Origin of the sequence: Nostoc sp. DedQUE09 (assembly GCF_034530915.1) — a bacterium.
In the GTDB taxonomy this organism is placed as follows: domain Bacteria; phylum Cyanobacteriota; class Cyanobacteriia; order Cyanobacteriales; family Nostocaceae; genus Nostoc.
On sequence record NZ_JAVRCE010000014.1, the window covers coordinates 13,789 to 35,760 of the forward strand.

At 40.7% G+C, this 21,972-nt stretch carries 24 protein-coding genes; 12 read left to right on the forward strand and 12 right to left on the reverse strand.

The genetic code is table 11. The annotated features are described in order from the left end of the window. Positions 1–491: 491 nt before the first annotated feature. From RMY27_RS11400 to RMY27_RS11410, 3 genes are all read left to right on the forward strand, one after another. On the forward strand, positions 492–2,030 hold the full coding sequence (locus RMY27_RS11400) for a protein kinase domain-containing protein (RefSeq protein WP_322663228.1): 1,539 nt from the start codon (positions 492–494) through the stop codon (positions 2,028–2,030). A gap of 324 nt (positions 2,031–2,354) precedes the next feature. Beyond that, complete coding sequence (locus RMY27_RS11405) at positions 2,355–2,480, forward strand: transposase (RefSeq protein ID WP_416212332.1); 126 nt, start codon at positions 2,355–2,357, stop codon at positions 2,478–2,480. A 330-nt stretch (positions 2,481–2,810) separates the two neighbouring features. Further along, positions 2,811–3,497, forward strand: coding sequence for a hypothetical protein (locus RMY27_RS11410; RefSeq protein WP_322663230.1), 687 nt, complete (start codon positions 2,811–2,813; stop codon positions 3,495–3,497). Between the two features lie 35 nt (positions 3,498–3,532). Here the strand turns inward: RMY27_RS11410 and RMY27_RS11415 are convergent, their stop codons facing one another. Next, positions 3,533–3,988, reverse strand: coding sequence for a hypothetical protein (locus RMY27_RS11415; RefSeq protein ID WP_322663232.1), 456 nt, complete (start codon positions 3,986–3,988; stop codon positions 3,533–3,535). Between the two features lie 626 nt (positions 3,989–4,614). Here RMY27_RS11415 and RMY27_RS11420 point away from each other — a divergent pair. From RMY27_RS11420 to RMY27_RS11430, 3 genes are all read left to right on the forward strand, one after another. Continuing rightward, positions 4,615–5,202: a L,D-transpeptidase gene (locus RMY27_RS11420; protein ID WP_322663234.1), complete on the forward strand. Its 588-nt coding sequence runs from the start codon at positions 4,615–4,617 to the stop codon at positions 5,200–5,202. A 189-nt stretch (positions 5,203–5,391) separates the two neighbouring features. After that, positions 5,392–5,694: a type II toxin-antitoxin system Phd/YefM family antitoxin gene (locus RMY27_RS11425; RefSeq protein ID WP_322645489.1), complete on the forward strand. Its 303-nt coding sequence runs from the start codon at positions 5,392–5,394 to the stop codon at positions 5,692–5,694. Next, positions 5,669–5,983 carry a Txe/YoeB family addiction module toxin gene (locus RMY27_RS11430; RefSeq protein ID WP_322663235.1) on the forward strand — a complete coding sequence of 105 codons (315 nt, stop codon included), beginning with the start codon at positions 5,669–5,671 and terminating at the stop codon, positions 5,981–5,983. Before RMY27_RS11425 ends, RMY27_RS11430 begins: the two co-directional genes overlap by 26 nt. Before the next feature lie 5 nt (positions 5,984–5,988). Here RMY27_RS11430 and RMY27_RS11435 read toward each other — a convergent pair whose 3' ends face one another. The 9 genes from RMY27_RS11435 to RMY27_RS11475 form a co-directional block, all read right to left on the reverse strand. Beyond that, entirely contained in the window at positions 5,989–6,159 is a 171-nt protein-coding gene (locus RMY27_RS11435; RefSeq protein WP_322663237.1) for a hypothetical protein, read from the reverse strand. Next, positions 6,137–6,565, reverse strand: coding sequence for a PIN domain-containing protein (locus tag RMY27_RS11440; RefSeq protein WP_322663239.1), 429 nt, complete (start codon positions 6,563–6,565; stop codon positions 6,137–6,139). Before RMY27_RS11440 ends, RMY27_RS11435 begins: the two co-directional genes overlap by 23 nt. Before the next feature lie 6 nt (positions 6,566–6,571). Continuing rightward, on the reverse strand, positions 6,572–6,796 hold the full coding sequence (locus tag RMY27_RS11445) for a hypothetical protein (RefSeq protein ID WP_322663241.1): 225 nt from the start codon (positions 6,794–6,796) through the stop codon (positions 6,572–6,574). 227 nt (positions 6,797–7,023) lie between these two features. Next, positions 7,024–7,371 (reverse strand): type II toxin-antitoxin system PemK/MazF family toxin, encoded by a 348-nt coding sequence (locus tag RMY27_RS11450; RefSeq protein ID WP_322663244.1) that lies wholly within the window; start codon positions 7,369–7,371, stop codon positions 7,024–7,026. Further along, the gene (locus RMY27_RS11455; RefSeq protein ID WP_322663246.1) at positions 7,372–7,635 is read right to left on the reverse strand and encodes a hypothetical protein; all 264 of its coding nucleotides are present in this window, start codon (positions 7,633–7,635) and stop codon (positions 7,372–7,374) included. A 139-nt stretch (positions 7,636–7,774) separates the two neighbouring features. Next, positions 7,775–8,905: a YbjN domain-containing protein gene (locus RMY27_RS11460; protein WP_322663248.1), complete on the reverse strand. Its 1,131-nt coding sequence runs from the start codon at positions 8,903–8,905 to the stop codon at positions 7,775–7,777. 172 nt (positions 8,906–9,077) lie between these two features. Continuing rightward, positions 9,078–9,470, reverse strand: coding sequence for a hypothetical protein (locus RMY27_RS11465; protein WP_322663250.1), 393 nt, complete (start codon positions 9,468–9,470; stop codon positions 9,078–9,080). Positions 9,471–9,473: 3 nt separating this feature from the next. Further along, a complete protein-coding gene (locus RMY27_RS11470; RefSeq protein WP_322663252.1) occupies positions 9,474–14,615 on the reverse strand; it encodes an eCIS core domain-containing protein in 5,142 nt (1,713 codons plus the stop codon). A 386-nt stretch (positions 14,616–15,001) separates the two neighbouring features. Beyond that, positions 15,002–16,372, reverse strand: a complete 1,371-nt coding sequence (locus tag RMY27_RS11475; RefSeq protein WP_322663254.1) for a calcium-binding protein — start codon at positions 16,370–16,372, stop codon at positions 15,002–15,004. Between the two features lie 128 nt (positions 16,373–16,500). Between RMY27_RS11475 and RMY27_RS11480 the strand changes: the two genes are divergently transcribed. Both RMY27_RS11480 and RMY27_RS11485 read left to right on the forward strand, forming a co-directional pair. Beyond that, positions 16,501–16,917 carry a DUF2809 domain-containing protein gene (locus RMY27_RS11480; RefSeq protein ID WP_322663256.1) on the forward strand — a complete coding sequence of 139 codons (417 nt, stop codon included), beginning with the start codon at positions 16,501–16,503 and terminating at the stop codon, positions 16,915–16,917. Continuing rightward, positions 16,895–17,122 carry a DUF167 domain-containing protein gene (locus RMY27_RS11485; protein ID WP_322663258.1) on the forward strand — a complete coding sequence of 76 codons (228 nt, stop codon included), beginning with the start codon at positions 16,895–16,897 and terminating at the stop codon, positions 17,120–17,122. The genes RMY27_RS11480 and RMY27_RS11485 overlap by 23 nt, the downstream gene beginning before the upstream one ends. A gap of 122 nt (positions 17,123–17,244) precedes the next feature. On the opposite strand, the gene RMY27_RS11490 is transcribed toward RMY27_RS11485, so the two are convergent. Beyond that, a complete protein-coding gene (locus tag RMY27_RS11490; RefSeq protein WP_322663261.1) occupies positions 17,245–17,856 on the reverse strand; it encodes a glutathione S-transferase family protein in 612 nt (203 codons plus the stop codon). A gap of 200 nt (positions 17,857–18,056) precedes the next feature. Between RMY27_RS11490 and RMY27_RS11495 the strand changes: the two genes are divergently transcribed. From RMY27_RS11495 to RMY27_RS11510, 4 genes are all read left to right on the forward strand, one after another. Further along, entirely contained in the window at positions 18,057–18,758 is a 702-nt protein-coding gene (locus RMY27_RS11495) for an SOS response-associated peptidase (RefSeq protein ID WP_322663398.1), read from the forward strand. A gap of 171 nt (positions 18,759–18,929) precedes the next feature. Beyond that, positions 18,930–19,451 (forward strand): photosystem I assembly protein Ycf3, encoded by a 522-nt coding sequence (locus RMY27_RS11500; RefSeq protein ID WP_322663263.1) that lies wholly within the window; start codon positions 18,930–18,932, stop codon positions 19,449–19,451. 104 nt (positions 19,452–19,555) lie between these two features. Then, positions 19,556–19,846 carry an Asp-tRNA(Asn)/Glu-tRNA(Gln) amidotransferase subunit GatC gene (gene gatC, locus RMY27_RS11505; protein WP_289797570.1) on the forward strand — a complete coding sequence of 97 codons (291 nt, stop codon included), beginning with the start codon at positions 19,556–19,558 and terminating at the stop codon, positions 19,844–19,846. 860 nt (positions 19,847–20,706) lie between these two features. Continuing rightward, positions 20,707–20,967 carry a MoaD/ThiS family protein gene (locus tag RMY27_RS11510; protein WP_099103963.1) on the forward strand — a complete coding sequence of 87 codons (261 nt, stop codon included), beginning with the start codon at positions 20,707–20,709 and terminating at the stop codon, positions 20,965–20,967. Between the two features lie 61 nt (positions 20,968–21,028). Here the strand turns inward: RMY27_RS11510 and RMY27_RS11515 are convergent, their stop codons facing one another. Next, complete coding sequence (locus tag RMY27_RS11515; RefSeq protein ID WP_322663265.1) at positions 21,029–21,886, reverse strand: lysophospholipid acyltransferase family protein; 858 nt, start codon at positions 21,884–21,886, stop codon at positions 21,029–21,031. Between the last annotated feature and the right edge of the window lie 86 nt (positions 21,887–21,972).

Consider the following 21,972-nt stretch of genomic DNA (forward strand, 5'->3'; position numbering starts at 1 on the left):
CAGAAATACTCAACCACAGCAGAAGTCATAGTGGCAATTGTTACTATGACTTCTGCTTAGGGACTAGCTAGCAAAAAACAAATATCCAACTAACCTTCAATTTTGGCGTTCCCGCTTCTCCTGTCGGAGACGCTACGCAAACGGGTTGCCGTAGGCATCGCTTCTTCTGGTGATACGCTACCATAAATGACATACATTATCCCTGACAGATATTCATCCATCATCGTGACATTGGCGTAAATCAACCGTTGAATGGGAGGAAAACGGAGATTTTTTAAACAAAATTTGCCAAAATTGTAATAACATAAAATTAAATCTTAGTATATTGCTCGTCCATTTTTTACTCCTCAGAAGCACTTTTCGGATAGGCTATCCACCTTTAAAGTATTAAAAGTCTAGGAGTAAACGACTGAATTTGTTGTTGTATTTTTTTTAGTTAAAACTGCCAGAAATTAAATTTTAGATACCTTATTTAATGCTGTATAAATCTAATGTATCCTCTTGGCACAGTACTCCGCAGTCGTTATAAAATTATTCATCCCTTGGGAAGCGGTGGATTTGGCGAGACATATTTAGCAGAAGATTTGGATATACCTACAACTCCCAAGCCTAAATGTGTTGTCAAACACCTGAAGCCGCAAAACCAGAATGAAGCACTTCTGAAGATTGCTAAAGGTTTATTTAACCGGGAAGCTGAAACTTTATATCGCTTAGACAACATTCACAACCAAGTTCCCAAACTATTCGCCCATTTTGAAGAAAACGGCGAATTTTACCTAGTACAAGAATTTATTGATGGGCATGACTTAAGCAAAGAAATAATAGCAGGTCAGCCTTGGGGTGAAGCAGAAGTAAAAAAACTGCTTACGGATGTTTTAGAAGTTTTAGTATTTATCCATCAACAAAGTATTATTCATCGTGATATTAAGCCACAGAATATCATGCGTCGTCATCAAGACGGAAAGATTGTGCTGATTGATTTTGGAGCAGTGAAAGAAATTAAATGCTTGGAGACGAATACTCAAGGTCTAGTCACATCAAGCATCCTGATTGGCACAAATGGCTATATGCCAAATGAACAAGCTAATGGCAAGCCGAAACTATCTAGCGATGTGTATGCAGTAGGTATGCTAGGAATTCAAGCACTGACAGGCGTACCGCCTCAAAAGTTACCCGAAGATCCCGTAACAGGTGAAATAATTTGGCGCGATCGGGTGAATGTCAGCGACAGATTTGCCGAGGTGTTAACAAATATGGTGCGTTCTCACTTTAGCCAGCGTTACCAAACAGCAGCAGAAGCGTTGCAAGCACTTACTCAATCACCACCATCACCAAAACCAAAGTCAGATCGTCGGCGATCGGCATCTAATCGGAAAGTTATGGTAATAGGCGGAGGAGTTTTATTTGGATCTATCATGTCTTTGTATGTGGTATCTAGATATTTTGCTCAATCACCAACTCCTGCAAATCCACAAACACCTACTCCACAACCGCAAGCAGTTACTCCAAAACCGCCTTCTACAATCAAAAAATTCTCTCAGCTACCTTGCGATCGCGATCAACAGCTATCCTCCCCCCCCGCAGCTACAGGCAAGCCAACACACGAAACTAGCATCTATAAATATTACGGCCAGATCAATCCAAAAACTAAAGAAGCCAACGGTAGAGGATTGATGCTTTTTAAGCAGAATGAATTTCAATACTATGGAGATTTTAAAAATAATAAACGTAGTGGTTGTGGGAGATTATCATATCCGGCAAAAAGTAATATTAACTATTATTTAGGGCAGTTTGAAAGTGATGAACTTCAAGGGTTGGGATATTTAAAACTGAGAGATGGAAACGAATATAGAGGGAACTTTGCTAATAATAAATGTCAAGGAGAAGGAATATATATATTTGCAGATAAAACTGAGCGAGATGGAATATGGCGTGAAGATAAGTTAGAAGGAAGCGATAATTTATCATGTAAGGAGCCTTCAGTATCTAGGATGCCAACTATCAGCTTTCTCAGCCTAAAACCCTTTTAACAGTTTTCAGCTTATTTACTTAGGTAAAGTTTTCCCATCAATTGGAATTTTATGCGTTAATGGCAGATTTAAATTCCTCATATCGAATTGCATTCAAAGATAGTAAATTTAGTAAACCGAAAAGTTCTACGTTCGCGTTCGCGTAGAGTCTTGTAGAGAAGCTTACCGTTTGCGTAGCATTCCGAAGGAAAGGTATCGCTCTGTGATTGATATTGCTTAATTGTTTAGATTGGAAGCACATATAATCTACCAACTGATGTTTGTGGAGAGCGAAAGTAGTTTGTAAATTGGGTTGCTTCCACTTGATTTAGGTACAATGGTTAGATGTTTTGTGAAATAGTTTGTTATTTTGATGGAAAAATTACCAGTGGTACTGTAGAAGGGATTAATAATAAACTTCAGTTAATTAAAATACTTGGATATGCCTTCCGTGACTTCAGAAATTTTTGATTACGCAGTTTATTAAACAGGCACTTTACTATTAATTTTCCACAAAAGTGGCAAAATATCCTAAAATATGAAGAAATACTTAAGTTTGTTTTCATTTATGCTAATTAAATATATCTAATGGTTTATACTTAGTTTATTAACAATACTTTGATAAATTAAATATTTATACTGAATATCTATAAGCACGTACTTATCCGTATTTTGTAACTATGATGGCAAACTATGGGCTTAATACCGTTATTTATAAGTATTAATTAAGTACGAGTTTGCATAAAATTAGGATTTATGAATGAATTTTAGGTTGTATACATTACACAAGAAAGGTGTTTTATGAAGATAAAACTTATACTTTATACTTCTTGTTTACTTATTTCTACAAGTTTAGGTGTTCTTCCAATACAACAAATACTAGGGCAAGAAGCATCGCCACCATCTCCTGAACCAAACACTGTACCAGCTTCCCCAACAGAACCATCCTCTACACCATCTCCTACACCAACTGCGGTACCAGTTCCCACAACAACACCAGATACTATACCAACTTCTTCAGAATTCTCCCAACTACCTTGCAATCAAGATCAACAGCTATCCTCTCCCCCCGCAGCTACAGGCAAACCAACTTGGGAAACTAACGTCTATAAATATTACGGGCAGATCAATCCAAAAACTAAAGAAGCCAACGGTAGAGGATTGATGCTTTTTAAGCAGAATGAATTTCAATACTATGGAGACTTTAAAAATAATAAACGTAGTGGTTGTGGGAGATTATTGTATCCGGTAGAAAGTAATATTAACTATTATTTAGGGCAGTTTAAAAATGATCGGTTGCAAGGACTAGGATATTTAAAATTGAGAAACGGAAACGAATATAGAGGAAACTTTGCTAATAATAAATGTCAAGGAGAAGGAATATATATATTTACAGATAAAACTGAGAAAGATGGACTCTGGCGTGAAGATAAGTTAGAAGGAAGCGATAATTTGTCGTGTAAAGAGTTCAACCGCAATTATCGATAGTCTGCACATCAATCGGATTAATTGAGTTTGGCATTTTAGTGACATACATCTGAAAATAAATTCATAAAGCAAAGGTTATTAAAGAAGATGAAAATTAGACTTTCTGCTACTGCTTTAGTTGTTTTCACAAGTTTGAGTTGTTTTCCAGCGCAACGATTACTGGCCCAAGAAGCACTTCCTGTTGCAGGGCCGGCAATAGCATCAAACAATAATAATAGTAGTAATAATAATATTATTGTTGATGGATTACCTGCTGCGGGACCTGCGATACAGCCAGAAAGGAGACGCTCTTCATCACGCCCAACAGTCATTAGTAGAGTAGAATCTAGAAGGTCATCAAGGCGTTCAACAGTTATTAGTAGAGAGGAACCTAGAAGGTCATCAAGGCGTTCAACAGCCATTAGTGGACAGGAACCTAGAAGGTCATCGAGGCGTTCAACAGCCATTAGTAGACCAGAATCTAGACCACGAGTTAGACCAGTAAGGGACACACCACAGAGACAAACTCCCTCAAGAAGGAGAATAAAACAACCGGCTACACCAGTTCAAAAAACACCTTCAGTCTCTCCAAATTCCCCAATAAGACTATGGTAAAAGTATAGATTTATAAAGGGCAAAATGGAAAACCAAAAATTAGAATTTAGGAATTAAGCTTGCTGATTCTTTAATTTTGGCTTTTTGAGGGAAAGGATATTTTAAGGTAGCAATGAAGTCAGGTAGCCTGATTAAGGATTTAAGTATTGCCTCAGAGGTTGTTTGAAAAGTGTTTCGCCATGACTTTAGATACTTTTAGACTCCCAACTCTTTAAAAAGGAGGAAACCGGAATCAAATTCCCTCAATTTATCGGGAGATTTAGAGGGTTCTAAAACTTTTGATACTGACAAAATGACTTTTCAAACATCCTCTCAGATTTGGAATTGTATAATGTATGCCCTTAGATAAATCAGATAATACCAATTCACTCAAACGCTCATTCAGAAAGCCATAAATAACAAGGGTTGAGTATATATATATATGCTGCATTCCTTTTTGAAATTGGTTTAATTTATTAAAGTTGATTAACAAAAGTGATTATTTTAACTTAAATAGCTAGCTTCGCTCCAAGCTGAATAGTTTATGCAAAACAAGATAATCAAGAATAACCTGGAACTTTGTACTAGTTTAAGTATTGGTTTTGGTGCAATTGCGCTGTTGTTCTGGCTGCAATCACAGCATACTGCTAGGGTGAGTATTGAGAAACGCACAGATTCCCAAAAAACAATTGAGAAGCCAGCATCTCCTATAGTCAAGCCAACTGTTCCCCCAGTTTCTAAACAACACATCCATCTAGTACTTAAACGAAGTATGCGGAAGCTGTATGTGTACAAAGGAGACAGTTTACAAGCTAGCTACCCAGTCGCGGTCGGTAAACCAGGGTGGGAAACGCCAATAGGAAAGTTCAAAGTTATTGAGATGTTGAAAAATCCAGATTGGACACATCCTCAGACTGGAAAATTAGTTCTTCCAGGTGCAAATAATCCCTTGGGAGAACGCTGGATTGCATTTTGGAATGTTGGCAGAGAATACATCGGATTTCATGGTACTCCTGATAAAACATCTGTCGGGAAAGCAGCTTCTCATGGTTGCGTTCGGATGTATAACGAGAATGTCCGCGAATTGTATGAAATGGTCAAACTTGGTACACCTGTTTTAGTAGAACCTTAATCTGGGTTTACTCTATACAAATGTACTAAAAATCTCCAATGCTGAATAATTGGCTTACCTTTCAACGTGGGCGTAGAAGCGTAACGGCTTGTCGTTAGACATCGCTTGTTTGTCAAGATTTAGGTAATAGCAATGGAGGAACGAAACGCATAGTTTATAATTTATGTACAACTTTATGTACATAAACTAATGTTGCCTTACAAAATCACATCCCCAACCGATGCGAGAAATGACTTTTTTAAGTTATTAGAACTGGTGGTAGAAAATCATCAGGTGTATATGATCAACCGTCGTGATGGTGAAAATGTAGCCTTGATTGCTGAATCAGATTTAGTGAGTTTACTTGAGACGGTTTATCTTTTGCGATCGCCTGCTAATGCGCGTCGTTTATTGGATGCAATAGAAGAGTCAAAAACAGGAAAAATCCAATCTCAAACGCTAGCAGAACTTCAGCAGGAGTTGGGGATTGAGCAAGAAGAAAAAGAAAGCTGAACCCATTGAAATTAAACCAGTTATTGTTAATCGTAGTCCTGGTTTTAGTTCTCAATTTAAAGAAGATTTAGCTTGGTGGTTTAAGCAGGATTTTCAGAAAGCAGCGAAAATATTAGATTTGGTTACGGCTGTAATGCAAGACCCATTTGAGGGTATTGGTAAACCAGAACCATTAAAATATATGGATGCAGATATTTGGTCACGGCGAATTGATTTAGAACATCGGCTTGTATATCGAGTGGGAAACACTCAGATTGATTTTCTCGCTTGTCGGTATCACTATGAATGATTGGGTTAGCTTTCAATTTTGGCGATCGCTTCTTCTGGTGAGACATTACCATAAATCACAGACATAATCCCTGGCAGGTATTCATCCATCATTGTGACGTTGGCGTAAACTACCCGTTGAATGAGTGCAAAACTGAGGCGATCGCCTTCTATATTAATACTTGTTTTGTATTTCAAAGAACTGATTAAAGTTTTTTCGTTTCAATCCCTCTTTGAGTTTTTTATCTCCTGTCCACAATAAGCCCTTTAATTCCAATGTTAATGCTACGTGGGGAGTATCACTTTCATCAATATCCTGACATAAAGCGTAGGCTGTTACCCGATTTTCGGGGGAAATTAAATCTTCTTTATAAAGAGTAATTCGTTTTAGCAGTATTTGGTAAATTCGCACTATTTCATCTTCTGATAGCTGGCTGAGTTTAACTAACTTCTCTTTGCGCTTAAATAGTTCTACCAAAACTTGCTCGCAGACGAAGAAACGGTAATCTGAGCCGAGGAGTATCTCAGTAAAACTAGATTGGCTATTGAGCAATCCTGAGAACAATATATTGGTATCAACAATAATCGGCTGTTGTGTAGACACTACCGACTACCCTACAAATTTATGCTTAATTTTTAACCACGTATCCCGGTCTATTTCATCAGCTAGAGCCGTGGCTTGCTCTTCTGTTAGATGACTGCGCCTTCTAATTGTCTCTAACTCCAAATATTCTAAAAATTTGCTTAGGCTTTCTTGATCAAGAATGTTTTTATTAAATTTTATAATAAGGTTTTGACCATCAAGTGTAATGTTATATGTTGACTTTTCCAGCATGATATTCTCCTATCTAAGCTTGATCGCACTTTTGAAAGGTGCTGGAATTATTATGACAGACTTAATTGTTGAATATTGCTCGTGATTTACTGGCTATCTGCTTAAATAGCTTACCTTTCAACGTCGGCGATCGCTTCTTCTGGCGAGAGATTATCATAGATGACAGACATAATCCCTAGCAAGTATTCATCCATCATTGTGACGTTGATGTGAATATTGAATGTAGCTTACTCTTGGGCTTCTTTTGGCTTTAACATCTGCCAAATTTCTGCATCAACTTGGGTTAAGTATTGCAACTCTAACTCACCTATTTTCTGAATTATACGCTTTCGGTCAATAGCTCGCAGTTGAAACACCATTGCCACGGAAGGCAAGGTTAAACCATTCTGTTGCGATGGCTCAATCCTGACTGTAAATGGAAAACGCAATGCACCTAATGAAGACGTAACCGGAACAATCATCAACATCGGAGAAGTTGCAATATCTGTTTGAACCGCAATTGCTGGACGATTGCCCTTTTCTTCTCGCTTATCTGACTCAGGCAAACCAACTAAGAGAATATCTCCTCTAGCCATTTAGTTTTTTACTTCATGGGAAACCGCTACCGCATCAACTGATGCTAGTGTCGCTTCCATACTTAGCCAGTCCTCATCACTTGCTGCTTCCCAAGCCACAAACTCTTGAACCAGTTCAGTGGGTACCTGGATAAGCAAAGGGGACAGCAACGCTGTTATTTCGTCACTAACAGAATATCCATGTGCCTGTGCTTGTTGAACGAGTGCTTGGTATAGCTCAATTGGCAACGTTACAGATGTGTCAATGGTTTTAGTAGCTTTCATAGAATTGCAATTCAACCACTCGTCAGAATTATAACTCAGATTAACCTAGGCTTTTGGACTAATAATATAAGACCAAAAGGTGCTATTGCCCTACATATTATCCCACGCCTAAGCCAGTATCAGGCGATCGCACTGCTTATTACTCGATTTGAGCGATCGCTTCTTCTGGCGAGAGATTACCATAGATTACAGACAAAATTCCTGGCAAGTATTCATCCATCATTGTGACGTTAGCGTAAACCACCCGTTGAATCAGTGCAAAACTGAGGCGATCGCCTTCCACATCAATACTAGTTTTGTAGCTAATTTCTCCATCGGCAAAGTCTAGCTCAAAATTGCCGATAATCATACCTGAATTAGCTCTAGTTATTAACTCTGCTATAGCTAGCCGTTTATCTTCTGGTGCATTAACTGGGGAAATAGAGTAAAAAACGAATTGCTGCTGTTCCGTTCTGACTCTGGCGTAACAAGTCCATTGACCATTTTCACCCTGAAAAGCTATCTGTAAAGCTGGCTGTCCTGCAAGTTGGATAAAAGGCCAACCATCAGCTTTAAAGAAATTAACTACTTCTTCAAAAATATCTCCATTAATTGAATTAAGTAGAAAATTTGTTTCAATTTTATTATTAATTTCATCAATATTAATATCAGCTAATTCTGTCAAAAAATTATTGATTCCTGCCAGCATTTTAGAAGAAGCTTTCTGTGCTTTAGCAGAGAGATTCACTTTCGCCCAATCTTGAAAAAAATTGACTATTCCCTGAGAAATTTCTTCGCTAGAAGTAGCCGTATGAGTAAGAACTGCTGGACTAATATAAGACCAAAGAGTATGGTAGCCGATTTCCCCTGACTCTTGTTGTTGCTTGACAGATAAACATAACCAGTTTTCAGTAAATAGCAATGGGTTTTCTGGTTGTTCTTGGCTTAAATTCAAAAGATAATTTGCAGTTTCATCAATCTTGATGGCGTGTTCTACTAGATGTAATAGTAAATCGGGTTTGAGGCTAGTTTCGATTATAATGTCACCTTCAGGCAAGAATTCACCGCCAGAAAGAGGGTTACGTATATCTGGCTTGAGATTAAATAATGCTTCTGTATCGATACGTTTATAGAGTTTTGGGCTAACTTTAAAAGTGACACGACACTCAATGAGTTGGCCGTCTTGTTTGGTAAAAGTGAGGGCGATCGCGTGAAGGGTTAAAGGAGATTGAGAGGAGCCGTGTAGGGTTAATTCGCTATCAAGTTGATGAGTTTCAGTGTTAGTAGTCATGCTGAGTCAGATTTGGTAAGCTTGCTTGAGACGGTTTATCTTTTGCGATCGCCTGCTAATGCACGTTGTTTACTGGATGCAATAGAGGAGTCGAAAATAGGAAAGTCTAATCTCAAGTGATCGCAGAACTTCAGCAGGAGTTGGGGATTAAGCAAGAAGAAAGCCGATATTTCTATATTGATTTAATCAGACGCGAGATTTCTTGGTCGTCAACACCTTGAGTAATTAAATCAAAAAGTTTTTCAATAATAGCATGAATTTTAACCCGATCCTTTGATTCAAACTGTACTACTACATTGTTCCAATCTCCTCGAAGCAATGTCAAACGGTAACTGCCTTTTGGATCTGATTCAGGATACCAGCCCAGATCGAATACGTGTCCAGTCAAATCTGTACTCCAATCAGTTTCATTGAACTGGATACGCTCGATTGATAACAAGTCTTCGTTATAGAATTCGTCATTTACAATGACTCCATCACAAACAACCGGATCTTCGTCTCCAAAAGAATTATGTATGATAGCCCAACCACTAGGTATCTTAAGTTGAAATAGTTTTGTATACATAAATCACCCTTTACTAAGTCGTGGATGAGAGTGAACAGTTGGGGCACTACTTTCTGCACTAGTTAACTCAGCGCGAAGCCAGTAAGCATCTTTTCCATTAGCATAGCCAATTACACTATCAAACTGTTTAAATGCATGGTAAGTACCGCTCCCCTTATCAATAACTTCACCTGTGAGCAATGTTTCCCTCTCTAACTGCTTAACATCACTACCTGTCATTGAGTAGAGAAATTGTCCAGGGCCATTATTTTTACTACTGGCACGCCGTTCATCCTCTGACTTTCCTTTCCAATGTTTACCTCGACTATATTGGGCTGGTGGTACGTGTCTAGCTTTGTCCACAATGGTCTTAAATGCTTGCTCTTTAGTTTGGGTTGATGATTTAGCTAAGGCTTGCTCTATATCTTTGGCTTGGTATCTTTGACCGTAACTTTGTATGGCAGCTACAAGAGCATTAAAATCACTGTCAAACCCAGCTACTTGGTTAAGTTTTGTTTTGGGGTCTAGTCTCGCTTTTTTAGCTTCTGTCTGTAGATGTTTAGCAAGTTGAGCTATTCCTTTAAGTTCACCTATTTGCTCTTCAGGTCTTGGTTCTTGCCTCATCAACTGAGATATTACTCTACCAATCTTATTGGATAGTAAATCTCGCTTTGAGGCCATTTCCAGCTTTGGAACCAAGCTAGGAGTCACTATGAGCGTGTGTTGCACACCATTCATTGAGAAAGGCTTTTCAATAGGCTTTAAATCTTTTTCCTCATCACTTTCTTTGCCTTTCTTGCCTTTGTTATCCTTATTATCCTTCCCAAAGTCAAGCTTTTGACCTAACTTGCTCTGCTTAAACTTATCCTTTGCCGTTTCCTTCAGTTCTTCTGCTTTGTTTTCTACTGCTTCTAGTTTCTTGCGGGGCCAATCCTTTGCAGCTTCGACTTTATTATTGAAAGCTTGCCGCTTCTCCTCTAAAGCATCTAACTTTTTGTGTGCTGCCTCATTTGCGGCTGCCAACTTTTTACCCGCCTTGGTATTCATCAGCTGGTTTTTCTTCTCTTCCAGCCTATTGTTTATGGCTTGCTTTTTCTCTTCAAACCTCTGTTGGGCGGCTTCTTTTTTCTTATTAGCCCACTCCTGGGCGGCTTCTTTTTTCTTGAGTGCTGATTCTTTAGCAGCGTTTACCTTCTTACCGAATTTACTCTTATTAAACTTTTTACCAACTTTATTCGCTGCTTTAGCACCCTTGTCAATTATCCAATCAACTGCCTTTTCCACAGGGCTGCGTAGTTTTTGGAAAATTGCCTGAACTTTTCCAGCAATACCACCCAAGCCTAAAAGACTTGCTAGGAAACTAATTACCACAGGTAGCGATTTAGCAAGGGCATTTTCAACCCCTTTAACCGCTTGGTCGATCGCACCAGAAGCGATCGCACTGACAGCATCCAAAATTGCGTTAATCAAGCTTGCAATTTGCTGGGCGCGTTCAATGAAAAAGCTGATAATTTGGTAAATCGCCTTGGCAGCTTTCACAAATGCTGAGGCTGGAGTCAGGAGGCTGAGAACCCACTCTACCCCTGCAAAAATCACGGTTTCAATTACAAAGTCCTTAATCGGTTTAATGACAAGCTCATTGAGATCGCCTATCCGGTCTTGGACAAACTGCCAAATACCAGCTACTCCTTCGCTAGCTAAGACTTGAAATATGTCGAAGCTTTGTTCGAGATGGCCGACCTTTTTCTCACCCAATCGTTTCACAGCTTGTGCCCGAATTACCTGATAGGTGAATCCTAAAACCTCCGATACCAAGCCAAAGATACCTTTGAGGTCAAATTTTTTCGGCATCTCAATACCAGATTCTGCCATCGTGCCGGTCAGCCAACCGATTAAACCTTTTTTCAGGTGCTTGCCGATATTATTCATAAAGTTCAGGAAGCCTTGCTTAAGCGCCTGAATCAAATTACCCAAAAAACCAATCGGGTCTTTAAGGATTTGTTCAACCACACCCGCAACCCTTCCCAACACCTGCATGAGCATTTTGGTCAGTTCAATGATCGTCTTTATAACTCCTACAACAGCATCGAGAGCTTTTTGAACTAGACCTTGATTTGCCGCCTTCATCTCATCAATGCGGGCATCAACAGCTTCCAAATTCTCTTGATATTTCTGCGCTAGGGTCTCAATTAGCTCATTTTCTTTATCTTTGACGCTTTGTTCCAATGCATCAAACTTGCTGTCAATGTCTGCTGCTGCTTGTTGACCAACTGCTTTCAGGTCTTGAGGCAATTGATTAACATAGTTTTGAATTTCCTGCTTGCCTTTGGTAATTTCCGCTTTCGCCTGGGTTAGCCCTTTACTGATAATGGCAACAACTTTATTGATTACGCCATCCATTCTATTAATGTAAAGCTGCCGTCCCTCTTGATAGAAGGCGTTCACCTCTGACGGCATCCCAAGCAATTTATCCTTGAGCCATTTTCCTTTTCCAATAATGCCGCTATAGCGATCGTCTTTATAAGCCTTCATCCGTCGGTCAACGTAATCCTCAAAGGCTTTCTTCGCCTCGGCTGCGCCAGCATCGAACTCTTGCTGAACTTGGCTATCTAAATCACCGAGAGTTTTTTCAACGATGCCTTTAGTCTTGTCGTAAATCTTATTAATATCACCAGCAACCTTAGCCCTTGCCTGCTCATCTTTGCCTTTGGCTCCCACCTGCTGATTTCCAACTTGACCTAGCTGTTGAGTACGTGTGCCGTGCATTCCCTGTAGTTGCTGCTGTGCCGTAGCTTCGGCAGTGGCTTGAGCATTTGTTAGTAGGTTTTGCTCTTGCTGGCGATACTGTTGCGGAGCTTGTGTGGCATTTGTTTGAGCGTCTTTCTTCGCTTTGAGTGCTGCTTGAAATTCTGGTTCGTTAGAATTCGCTAGTTGCTCTTCAGTGACATTCGCCTGTGCCATTTGCTGGTCAAGCTTTTTACTTTCTTCTTGCAACGGCGCTTCAACTTGACTCTTACCCTTAGACTTGGGTGCTGCTTTCTTAGCATCGATGTCTGACGGAGGTGTTCCAGCATTAGTCTCTGGCAGTGGCGTGACTTTTTTCGGCTCAATGCCACTGGTGTCAGGCGTTTCTTTTGCTTTCTCTTCTAATGGCTGTTGAGAAGCTTTCTGCTGTTCATCAACTTTGCCGCTCAAATCGCCCTTAACCGAGTCAAGTTTGTTGTTATTCTTAAACTCGTCAGCCTCTTCTAAGGTTTTGGGAGCCATATCAGCAATCCGCTCCATCAGTTTGGCTTTGAAAGCGGTTGCGTCAAATGCTGGAGTTTCAGCCTGCCCCATCTCACCAACTTGATTGGCTTGCGCTTTGCTGTCTACTTCGTTGCCAGGAGGTACAGCAGCAGATTGGGCTTCTTGAGCTTTGTTTTTAGCTGGCTCGTGTTTCTTCTGCTCTGCTGCGACCTCTTTCGTTGTGCCGACTACTGCTTGGAAGCCTGGGTCATCGTTTGCAGAAGCAGGAGCCTTTTCTCCACCTGCTTCTGCTCCAGGTAAGCCTGCTGCCACTGAGCCTTTTCCGTCTGGAGGCTGTTGCTCTTGTTGAAGATTAGCCTTTGGATCTGCTTGCTTTAACTGTCCTTGCTTATCTGCCTCACCTTGTTGCTGAGGATTATTTTTGTTCTGGTTTGCTGATGGATTTCCAGAAGCGCCTGCTGCCGCACCACCCCCGTCTGCTGGAGGTGAAGCTGCTGCCACGCCCTTATTTACCGGAGCCTGACGTTGCCCTTCTCGGTTTTGCACATCAGCTTTCAGCGTGGTTTGCTCTACCTGTCCCTGATTATCCCGCTCAGGTTGCTGTTGCGGATTCTCTCGGCGCTGAATTGGCTGCTCGATAGAAGGAGAAGTTAAGAAGGCTTTAGTCTGTATCTTATTGTTTTTTACCCCTTGGTCAGGAATAGATTTAGGTTGAACTGCACCGCCATTTTGTTGGACAACGTGAGTCAACTCATGGGCAAGTAATTCTTTTCCTCCATCACTTCCTGGAGAATATTCTCCTTGACGGAAGAAAATATCCTGTCCGGTGGTGAAAGCACGAGCTTGAACGGATTGGTTCAGCTGATCGGAGCGGCTATCTGTGTGGATTTTCACACCACCAAAATCAGCCCCAAATGCTTGTTCCATTGGGTGCTTGATATCATCTGCAAGCGGCTGCCCATTTCCACGTGCTTGTTGGATAGAAGTTTCTAACTCAGATGTTGCTGCTGTTCTCCCTCCGCCCTGACGCTGCACCAAAGGCGTAATGGAACCCGCCAGGGATTTCATTTGTAATTGGTCTTCTTCCTCTGGTAATGCCTCCCGACCTACGCTCATCCTCTGCATCACCAAATTGGCGACACTATCAGCCTCCTGCTCATAAATGTCTCCAGGCTGATTAACTGTCAGTTTTGTTTGTGGACGCCACAGTGATATTCGACTAATGTCATGTCCAAGCGGTTTGGTCGGGGATTTTACCTCAGTCACTGTTTGGGATGAAGTACCAAGCGACTTCATTTGCAATTCTTCTTCCTCTGGTAGTTCCTCCCGTTGCAGCGACGGAGTTTCTCTCAAAGATTTCATTTGTACTTCTTCTTTTTCTTCTTCTAGCAGTTCCTCGCGCTGAATACTACCCTCTGGTTTCATTTGCAATTCATCTTCTTCATCAGGTAATTCTTCTGGCTGAAGTTGCTCACTCTGTGGCTGATGAATTCTTTGCATCACCTGACGCGCCGTTTGGTCGGCTTCTTGCTCGTACTTATCTCCAGACTCCCCAATCGTCAGTTTTGCCTGAATTGGTGTTGGTGTATCTGGTCTTCTGACTGAAATATTGGCAAAGTTATGACCAAATCGAGTTGCTTTTTCCAACCGAGAATTCAACGATCGCTCCATCTTGGCTTGCAATACAGTCAGCCGTTCTTGTCCCTCTGGCGTAATCGTCCGATGCTTGGCTTGTAATTCCAATTCGGTTACTTCCATCTTTTCTTCTGCAAAAGCTTCATTTTCTACGTCCGTTTGTGCCACGGGCGTAAAAGATGCTTTTTGATGGCCACCAAACGGTCTATAGGCCAATTGAGAAGTTTGTTCTGGTGCTTGGGAATTAGAAAAGCTGGATGAGGCACTTTTGAGGGATTTCATCGGTTTTGATTGCAACTATATGATTAGTTTTGGTTATCATTTACCCAAAATTGCAATTATCAAGATAATTTTAGAACGTTAATCAATTAGAAAGAATTAAGATGTGTTGCTCCTGAAGATAAGTACTGGCTTGTAAAAAGTCTCATATCGGATAAAGGAGAACACGCAGCCGTGTTCCCCTAGCCAAGAGGAAAAGTATCCTTGAATCTGCCTTCTGATATTAGTACTTTCTTAAGTTGACAATCTTTTTATGCAAAACTGACTCCTAGTGTATAAGAAAAATCAGGATTAGAACTGCTACCAGAGAAAGTTCCGCCATCTTCAGGTAAGATAACCCTTCAGGGCTGACGAATGTATTGTTTGTAATTTATCCAGTATTTTTCCGCTCATAGAAAAGTGAAGCTGTCACTATCAAGCGTGAGACCCACTACCCCCTGCACAATACCGATGATCTCATCTTGCTCTGCTCCGGGTTTGTCTAAAAATATTCGTGTGTTGCTTCCAACAACTTGCAAGCGGTAATCTTGTGAAAATCCGTTGAGTTCAATTCGGTCTTGGCTAGAGTTGAAGTCAGTAATAAAAGCCAAGTCTCCAAAACCAGGATTCGTAGTATTGTTATCGTCGTAGAAAACATTTACAGCGTCCCCCAGGATAAATCTATCTACCCCAGCCCCGCCAGTCAAGTTATCAATTTCCCCTAATCCGGGTGGAAGCGGACTACCAGGAAAAGTACCGATGAGGATATCATTTCCAGATCCCCCATTGAGTACTTCATTGCCCGGCCCGCCTTGTAGGCTATCATTGCCGTCCTCACCATTGAGGATATCATCGCCATTACTACCGTCTAACGTATCATCGCCTACTCTTGCATTTAAAGTGTTATTAGAAGTATTACCAAAAAGTAAATTGTTAAGACTGTTACCTATCGCGATCAGGTTGCCACCTTCCCTCAGCCTTAAGTTCTCCAGATTGGCTCCTAGTGTGTAATTGACAGAAGACCGGACGGTATCTATGCCTGAATTCGCAGCCTCTGTAATGGTATCAAGATTAATGTCAACAAAGTAACTATCGTCACCGACTCCTCCATTCAAAGTGTCAATACCTAAACCGCCGTCAAGTGTATCATTGCCATTATTACCGGATAATCGGTTATTTTGGTTATCGCCAACAATGCTGTCATTTGCATTTGTGCCGATGACATTATCAAAGTTGACTGCATTAAATGACAATCTTCCTAAACCAGGAACGTTATTGGCACCTAAACTTTGGGTTTGCAGATTAGCGGTGATAGATACCCCAGGTAAAGATTGGGATGCATCGATGGTGTTGTTGGCAACATTAGGATTAGCAATAACCTTTTCCACTTTAAATAGTAGGTCTTTTCCCAATCCTCCAACTTTTTGGATGGTTCCAACACCTGATAAGGTAATGGTTTGATCTATTTGACTGTAGTCTGCGGTATCAATACCATCTCCACCATCCATGTTGTCGTTACCCTGACTGCCTTCGAAGGTGTCACTGCCTGCACCACCTTTTAAAGTGTTGTTTCCTGTACCCCCATCAAGTGTATCATTGCCATCTCCACCGCTTAGACTGTCGTTTGCAGTCCCACCTGCGAGGGAATCGTTACCAGCCAAGCCATTCAATATATCGTTACCGGAGGTACTATTGGCGTTACCACCACTAGCCCAACCAACTATAGTGTCATTTCCCGAACTCCCATTTATCGTGTCAGGATTTGTAGTACCGAAAGCCATATTATCTCTCCTAAATTTCTCACTAAATATGTAAGTTCAGCATCAATCAAAGAACTATTTCTCAGTTCAATGTAGATTACTTGTAATTTGCTTAATTTCATGTTAAAAAACATTAACTATTTAAGAAAATGCTTCGCTACCGTAACCAAACAATACTGATTATTATTTCTGTACTCATTGTTGTACCGATGGGATTTTTGTTTAAGTATTATTATGGCCCTGCCCATCACTGGTTTAATGACTACGGAGCAGCGGTATTTTACGAAATATTTTGGTGCCTGTTCGCATTTTTATTTTTCAGAAGTCGCGCAGCAGTAATCCAAATTCCTATATGGGTTTTTGTCATCACCTGTATACTAGAATTCTTGCAACTTTGGCATCCGCCGCTATTAGAGCAAATTCGCGCCACCTTGATAGGTAAATTGTTACTTGGTACGACCTTTGTGTGGTGGGATTTTCCTCATTATGTATTGGGTTCTGTTTTAGGCTGGTTGTGGCTGCGACAATTACACGGAATAGGTTATGCAAAAAAAAGTCAAGGTTAAACCTAATTCAAAACACCAAAAAATTGAAGAAAGACCTGATGGTAGTCTGACTGTTTATTTAAAATCGCCTCCAGTTGATGGTAAGGCTAATGAAGAGTTAATTAAACTACTAGCAGATAAATTTGATGTACCCAAGTCTCATATCAGAATTAAGTTAGGTTTGTCCTCTCGGCAAAAGCTAATGGAAATTGATAAGGATACTTAACTGCTGCTTAATAATACCTTTTTTGAAGACTTTGCTACCTTCTGAATATGAGCTATACTCCACCCAGTACATTCTCTACTAGAGACAATAAACGAGAGATAAATACTTGCAAAATCTAATTTTTATGCTTGTGTAATACTGATATACCTTGGTTGAGTTTTTACTCTTTCTATCCAAGCTTGGATAGCAGGATATTGTGTTAAATCAAACCCACCTTCATCAGCTACATGGGTATAAGCGAACAATGCGATATCAGCAATCGTGTAACGCTCTCCTACAAAAAAATCTTGGGAAGTTAAGTGTTTCTCCATCAAGCTAAGTGCTGCATAGCCGGGTTCACGTTTTTGTTTGATAGCTTCACTATATTCTTCAGTTTTACCTAAAATAGAAATCCAAAATCTTGATGTAGCAATAAAAGGCTCATGGCTATATTGTTCAAAACATAACCATTGCAGTACCTGCGCTCGTAAAAAGCGGTCATAAGGTAAAAACTCTGTACCTTCACTCAGATAAACCAATATGGCATTTGATTCTGCCAAATATTTCCCTGGCTCGATTTCTAGAACAGGTATCTTACCGTTAGGATTTTTACTTAAAAAGTCTGGTGTTCGAGTCTCGCCTTTCAAGATGTTAAGCTCTATCCTCTCAAAAGGTATACCTAGCTGTGTCAATAAAAGACGTATCTTATAACCATGACCAGAAGGTAAAAAATCGTACAGATGCAGTAGTTCCATGTTAAAATACAGTTAGGAATATGTTGAGAAGTGAAGGTTCAAAATACAATATTTTACCAAAAGATTTTCCCAAAACCGGATATTTTTTTTGTATTTAGTATCTGAACGTACTACAGGAAATTATTCGAGAAAATAAAAAAAAATATTAATTTATTTCTAGATTGAGATGTTTAATTTAGTTAATGGTCGAAAATAAAACTATGTGTGGAAGATTTACTCTAAACCAGTCGGCAGAAGGATTGTCTGAAATTTTCCATGTCGAGTCAGTTCCCGATTTGGCAGCGGAATATAACATTGCGCCTACGCAAATGGTGGCGACAGTGTTGCAAAATCCCGAAAGCGAAAAGCGGGAATTTAAGCAATTGCATTGGGGATTAATTCCGTCATGGGCGAAAGATGCAGGAATGGGGGCAAAGCTGATTAATGCTAGGGCAGAAACTGTTGCCGAAAAACCCGCTTTTCGTTCGGCTTTTAAGCACAGGCGCTGTTTAGTGTTAGCTGATGGCTTTTATGAGTGGCAACGCCAACAAGGTAAGAAGCAGCCATTTTATTTTCGTCTCCAAGATGGGCAACCCTTCGGTTTTGCAGGTTTGTGGGAGAGATGGCGATCGCCTGATAACGAAGAAATAATTTCTTGTACAATTTTGACAACGGCAGCTAACGAATTACTTCAACCCATCCATGAGCGGATGCCAGTAATTGTGGAGCCACAAGATTACGATTTATGGCTAGATTCCCAAGTGCAAACAGCCCAAACCCTACAGCAGCTATTGCGTCCTTATCCAGCGCCAGCAATGATTGCATATCCAGTTAGCACCTTGGTAAACAACTCTCGACATAATAGTTCAGAATGTATCGTACCCCTCAGTGAGAAGAACGCCCCCGCAAATCAGTTAAATTAACTATTGAGTGAACTAGGAAATTGGGGAGATGAGGGAGCAGGGGAGCAGGGAAGCAGGGGAGCAGGGGAGCAGGGAGGAAGTTGCAGTAGGTCTTTCCCCTGTGCCTCTGTGCCTCTGTGCCACTCTGCCTCTTGTGCCCCCATGCCCAATGCCCAATACCCAGAGAGAAATATGCCAAGAACACAAAAAAACGATAATTTTATTGACAAATCCTTTACTGTGATGGCAGATATCATTCTGAAGATTCTGCCAACCAACAAAAAAGCTAAAGAAGCGTTTGTTTATTATCGAGATGGTATGTCAGCCCAAGCGGAAGGGGAATATGCTGAGGCATTGGAATACTATGAAGAAGCTCTAACACTAGAGGAAGATACCAACGATCGCGGCTATATTTTCTACAATATGGGGCTAATCTATGCCAGCAATGGCGACCACAACAAAGCTTTAGAACTGTATCACAAGGCAATTGAGTTAAATCCACGTATGCCCCAGGCCTTGAACAACATCGCGGTGATTTATCACTATCAAGGCGAAAAAGAAAAAGAAGCTGGAAATAACGAGGCTGGCGAAGCACTTTTTGACCAAGCAGCAGACTATTGGATTCGAGCTATTCGCATGGCCCCTAATAACTATGTCGAAGCTCAAAACTGGTTGAAAACCACTGGGCGATCGCAAATTGACGTATTCTTTTAGTCATTAGTCATTAGTTCTTTGTCATTTGCTAAGGACTAATGACCAATGACCAACGACCAATACTTCAACTACGCTCAGTACAAGTGACAAATGACAATTAATTTATGATTGACCAAGAACAAGTTCACAAAGTAGCTAATCTTGCTCGTTTAGAATTGACTCCAGAAGAAGAGAAACAATTTACTACCCAGTTGGGAAGTATTCTGGACTATATCGAACAATTAAATGAACTTGATGTCAGTAATGTGCTGCCAACAACACGCGCAATTGATGTCAGTAACATCACACGAGAGGATGAATTACAACCCTATCCCGACCGGGAAAGTATTCTCAACAGTGCGCCTGAACAGGAAGGCGAATTTTTTAAAGTACCAAAAATCCTCAATGCTGAATAGTCAAACATTTTGGAATTTTAGATTTGCAATTTTAGATTGACAATAGCGCAGCGTAAAGCCTTCTCTTTTCCCAAAGGGAGAAGCTACGCGTAGCTTGTTTCCATAAAGGTTACGAGAGGCTTGTCTGCGACACTTGCAGGAGTACGCCAAGGTATGGCAAGTTTTAGAGATGCTATCGCGTAGCTTGCTTCTCCGTAGGAGTAAGCTTAGAGGATGTTTGAAAAGTGTTTGACTATGATTTTAATTGCGTTGTTACCCCCCTTAATCCCCCCGATATATTGGCAGGGCTGTTTCATTCCCCAAAGAGCTTTAAAAATCAAGGGTTATAGCAATTAAAAATTAGTTATTTTGTTACTAGCGTGCCGATGAAACCAACTATTTTACTGATATTTCAGTGCTTAAATATTCATCTCTTCGTCACGCTTACTTACAATTTTCTTGCTAACCATCTTGACAAATCCTGTTTGAAATGGAATGAATCAGCCCTGCGATATATTGGGGGGAAACCGAAAAATCTAGTTCCCTCACGCCACATGCTTCAAGTCGGCAAAGCCGCCCAACGCAGTGGCTCCCCTTTATAAGGGGAGGGTTAGGGTGGGGTAAAATCTTGGGTTTTTCAGCTATTTCAGACTTGTGTGTACACCATAGCCTTTATAAGGGGAAGGTTAGGGTGGGGTAAAAAATATTTGATACACCAATTACGACTTTTCAAACATCCTCTTAGAGCAAGCCCTAACAGCGTATACTTAGATTTGTTTCACAAGGGGCGGGGAAGCAAAACATACATAAGTTATGTTGAACATTTGTTTAAATTATTGGCAACTATTAAAACACTTGCTTGTACCGCCAAAGTATGTTTTATGTCTAAATCTGTAATCACCGTTACCGTCAAATTGTTCGCTGCTTATCAAGAAGCCTTTAGGGTTTCGGAACTAGTGCTGGAATTTCCTAATAGTATGCCAGTCAAAGCAGTATGCGATCGCCTCATAGCTGAACACCCTGAACTCTCACAATGGCGCGATATAACCCGTTTTGGGATTAATTTGATATTTGTCGAACCAGATACCTTACTACAAGATGGGGATGAGGTTGTGTTGATTCCACCAGTCAGCGGTGGCTAGGAAAATAGTTAGGAGTTAGGAGTGAGAAATTAAAGATTCAAAACTCCTAACTTATAACTATTCAAAGAGAATTGGTCTTAGCAGTTAGCTTTATTAAGTTATCTAACTCTTGCTGCATCTGACTAACAACTAATTCATAACATTCATCGACATAATGGCGATCGCTAGCTGCTTCACGGCCGTAGCGTTCAAATATAATTGGTGGACAAACCCGCGTATATATGGGCACTGGCAATGGAATATTGGGTAATGGCCCCATTGCTAATCCCCAAGGCAGTCCGAGATAGATTGGAAAAACTTCTGGATCGATACCTAATAGCCAAGGCATCCCCCACTCGTGGAGTTGCTGCACAACTTTGTAGGAATCAGCGATGATAATGAGTGTATCGTGAGCGCCCCAAGAAATCACAGGCACAATCGGCACATTTTCCCGTAACGCTAACTTGATAAATCCTTGTCGCCCCGCCAAGCAGATTTTGTTACGTAAATAATGCGGTCGGAAGACATCTTCGGCTCCACCGGGATAAACTAGCACACTCGCTCCAGAGCGTAAGGCAGTGTAAGCCATTTTTGGATGGGCGATGATTGCTCCAGCCTTGGCAACCAGTTGCGCTAGTGGCGGGCTAGCCTGCCAAACCTTGGGATGCATCAAACCATAAATGGGTTTCTCTACACCAAATCTTCGGAACCAGTCGTACATCATCATTGTCATATCCGGGGCTGCGAGTCCCCCATTGTGCGAACCGACAAATAGGACTTTTTGTTGGGGTGGAATATTATCCCAGCCACTAGTTTGAACTCGGAAATAGTAGCGATACAAAAAGCCAAACAGGGGCATCAGAGATTCTATGAACTTTGGATCTCGCTCATCCAAAGACCAACCGAGTTTTTTGTTTAATAATTGTTGCTTTTTTGACATCGAGGCATTCTAACAGCATTGGCAAAGTTCAAACAATCCCTGGTCTAGATATAACTCAATACGGTTGGGTTAAAGCTAAAACTCTG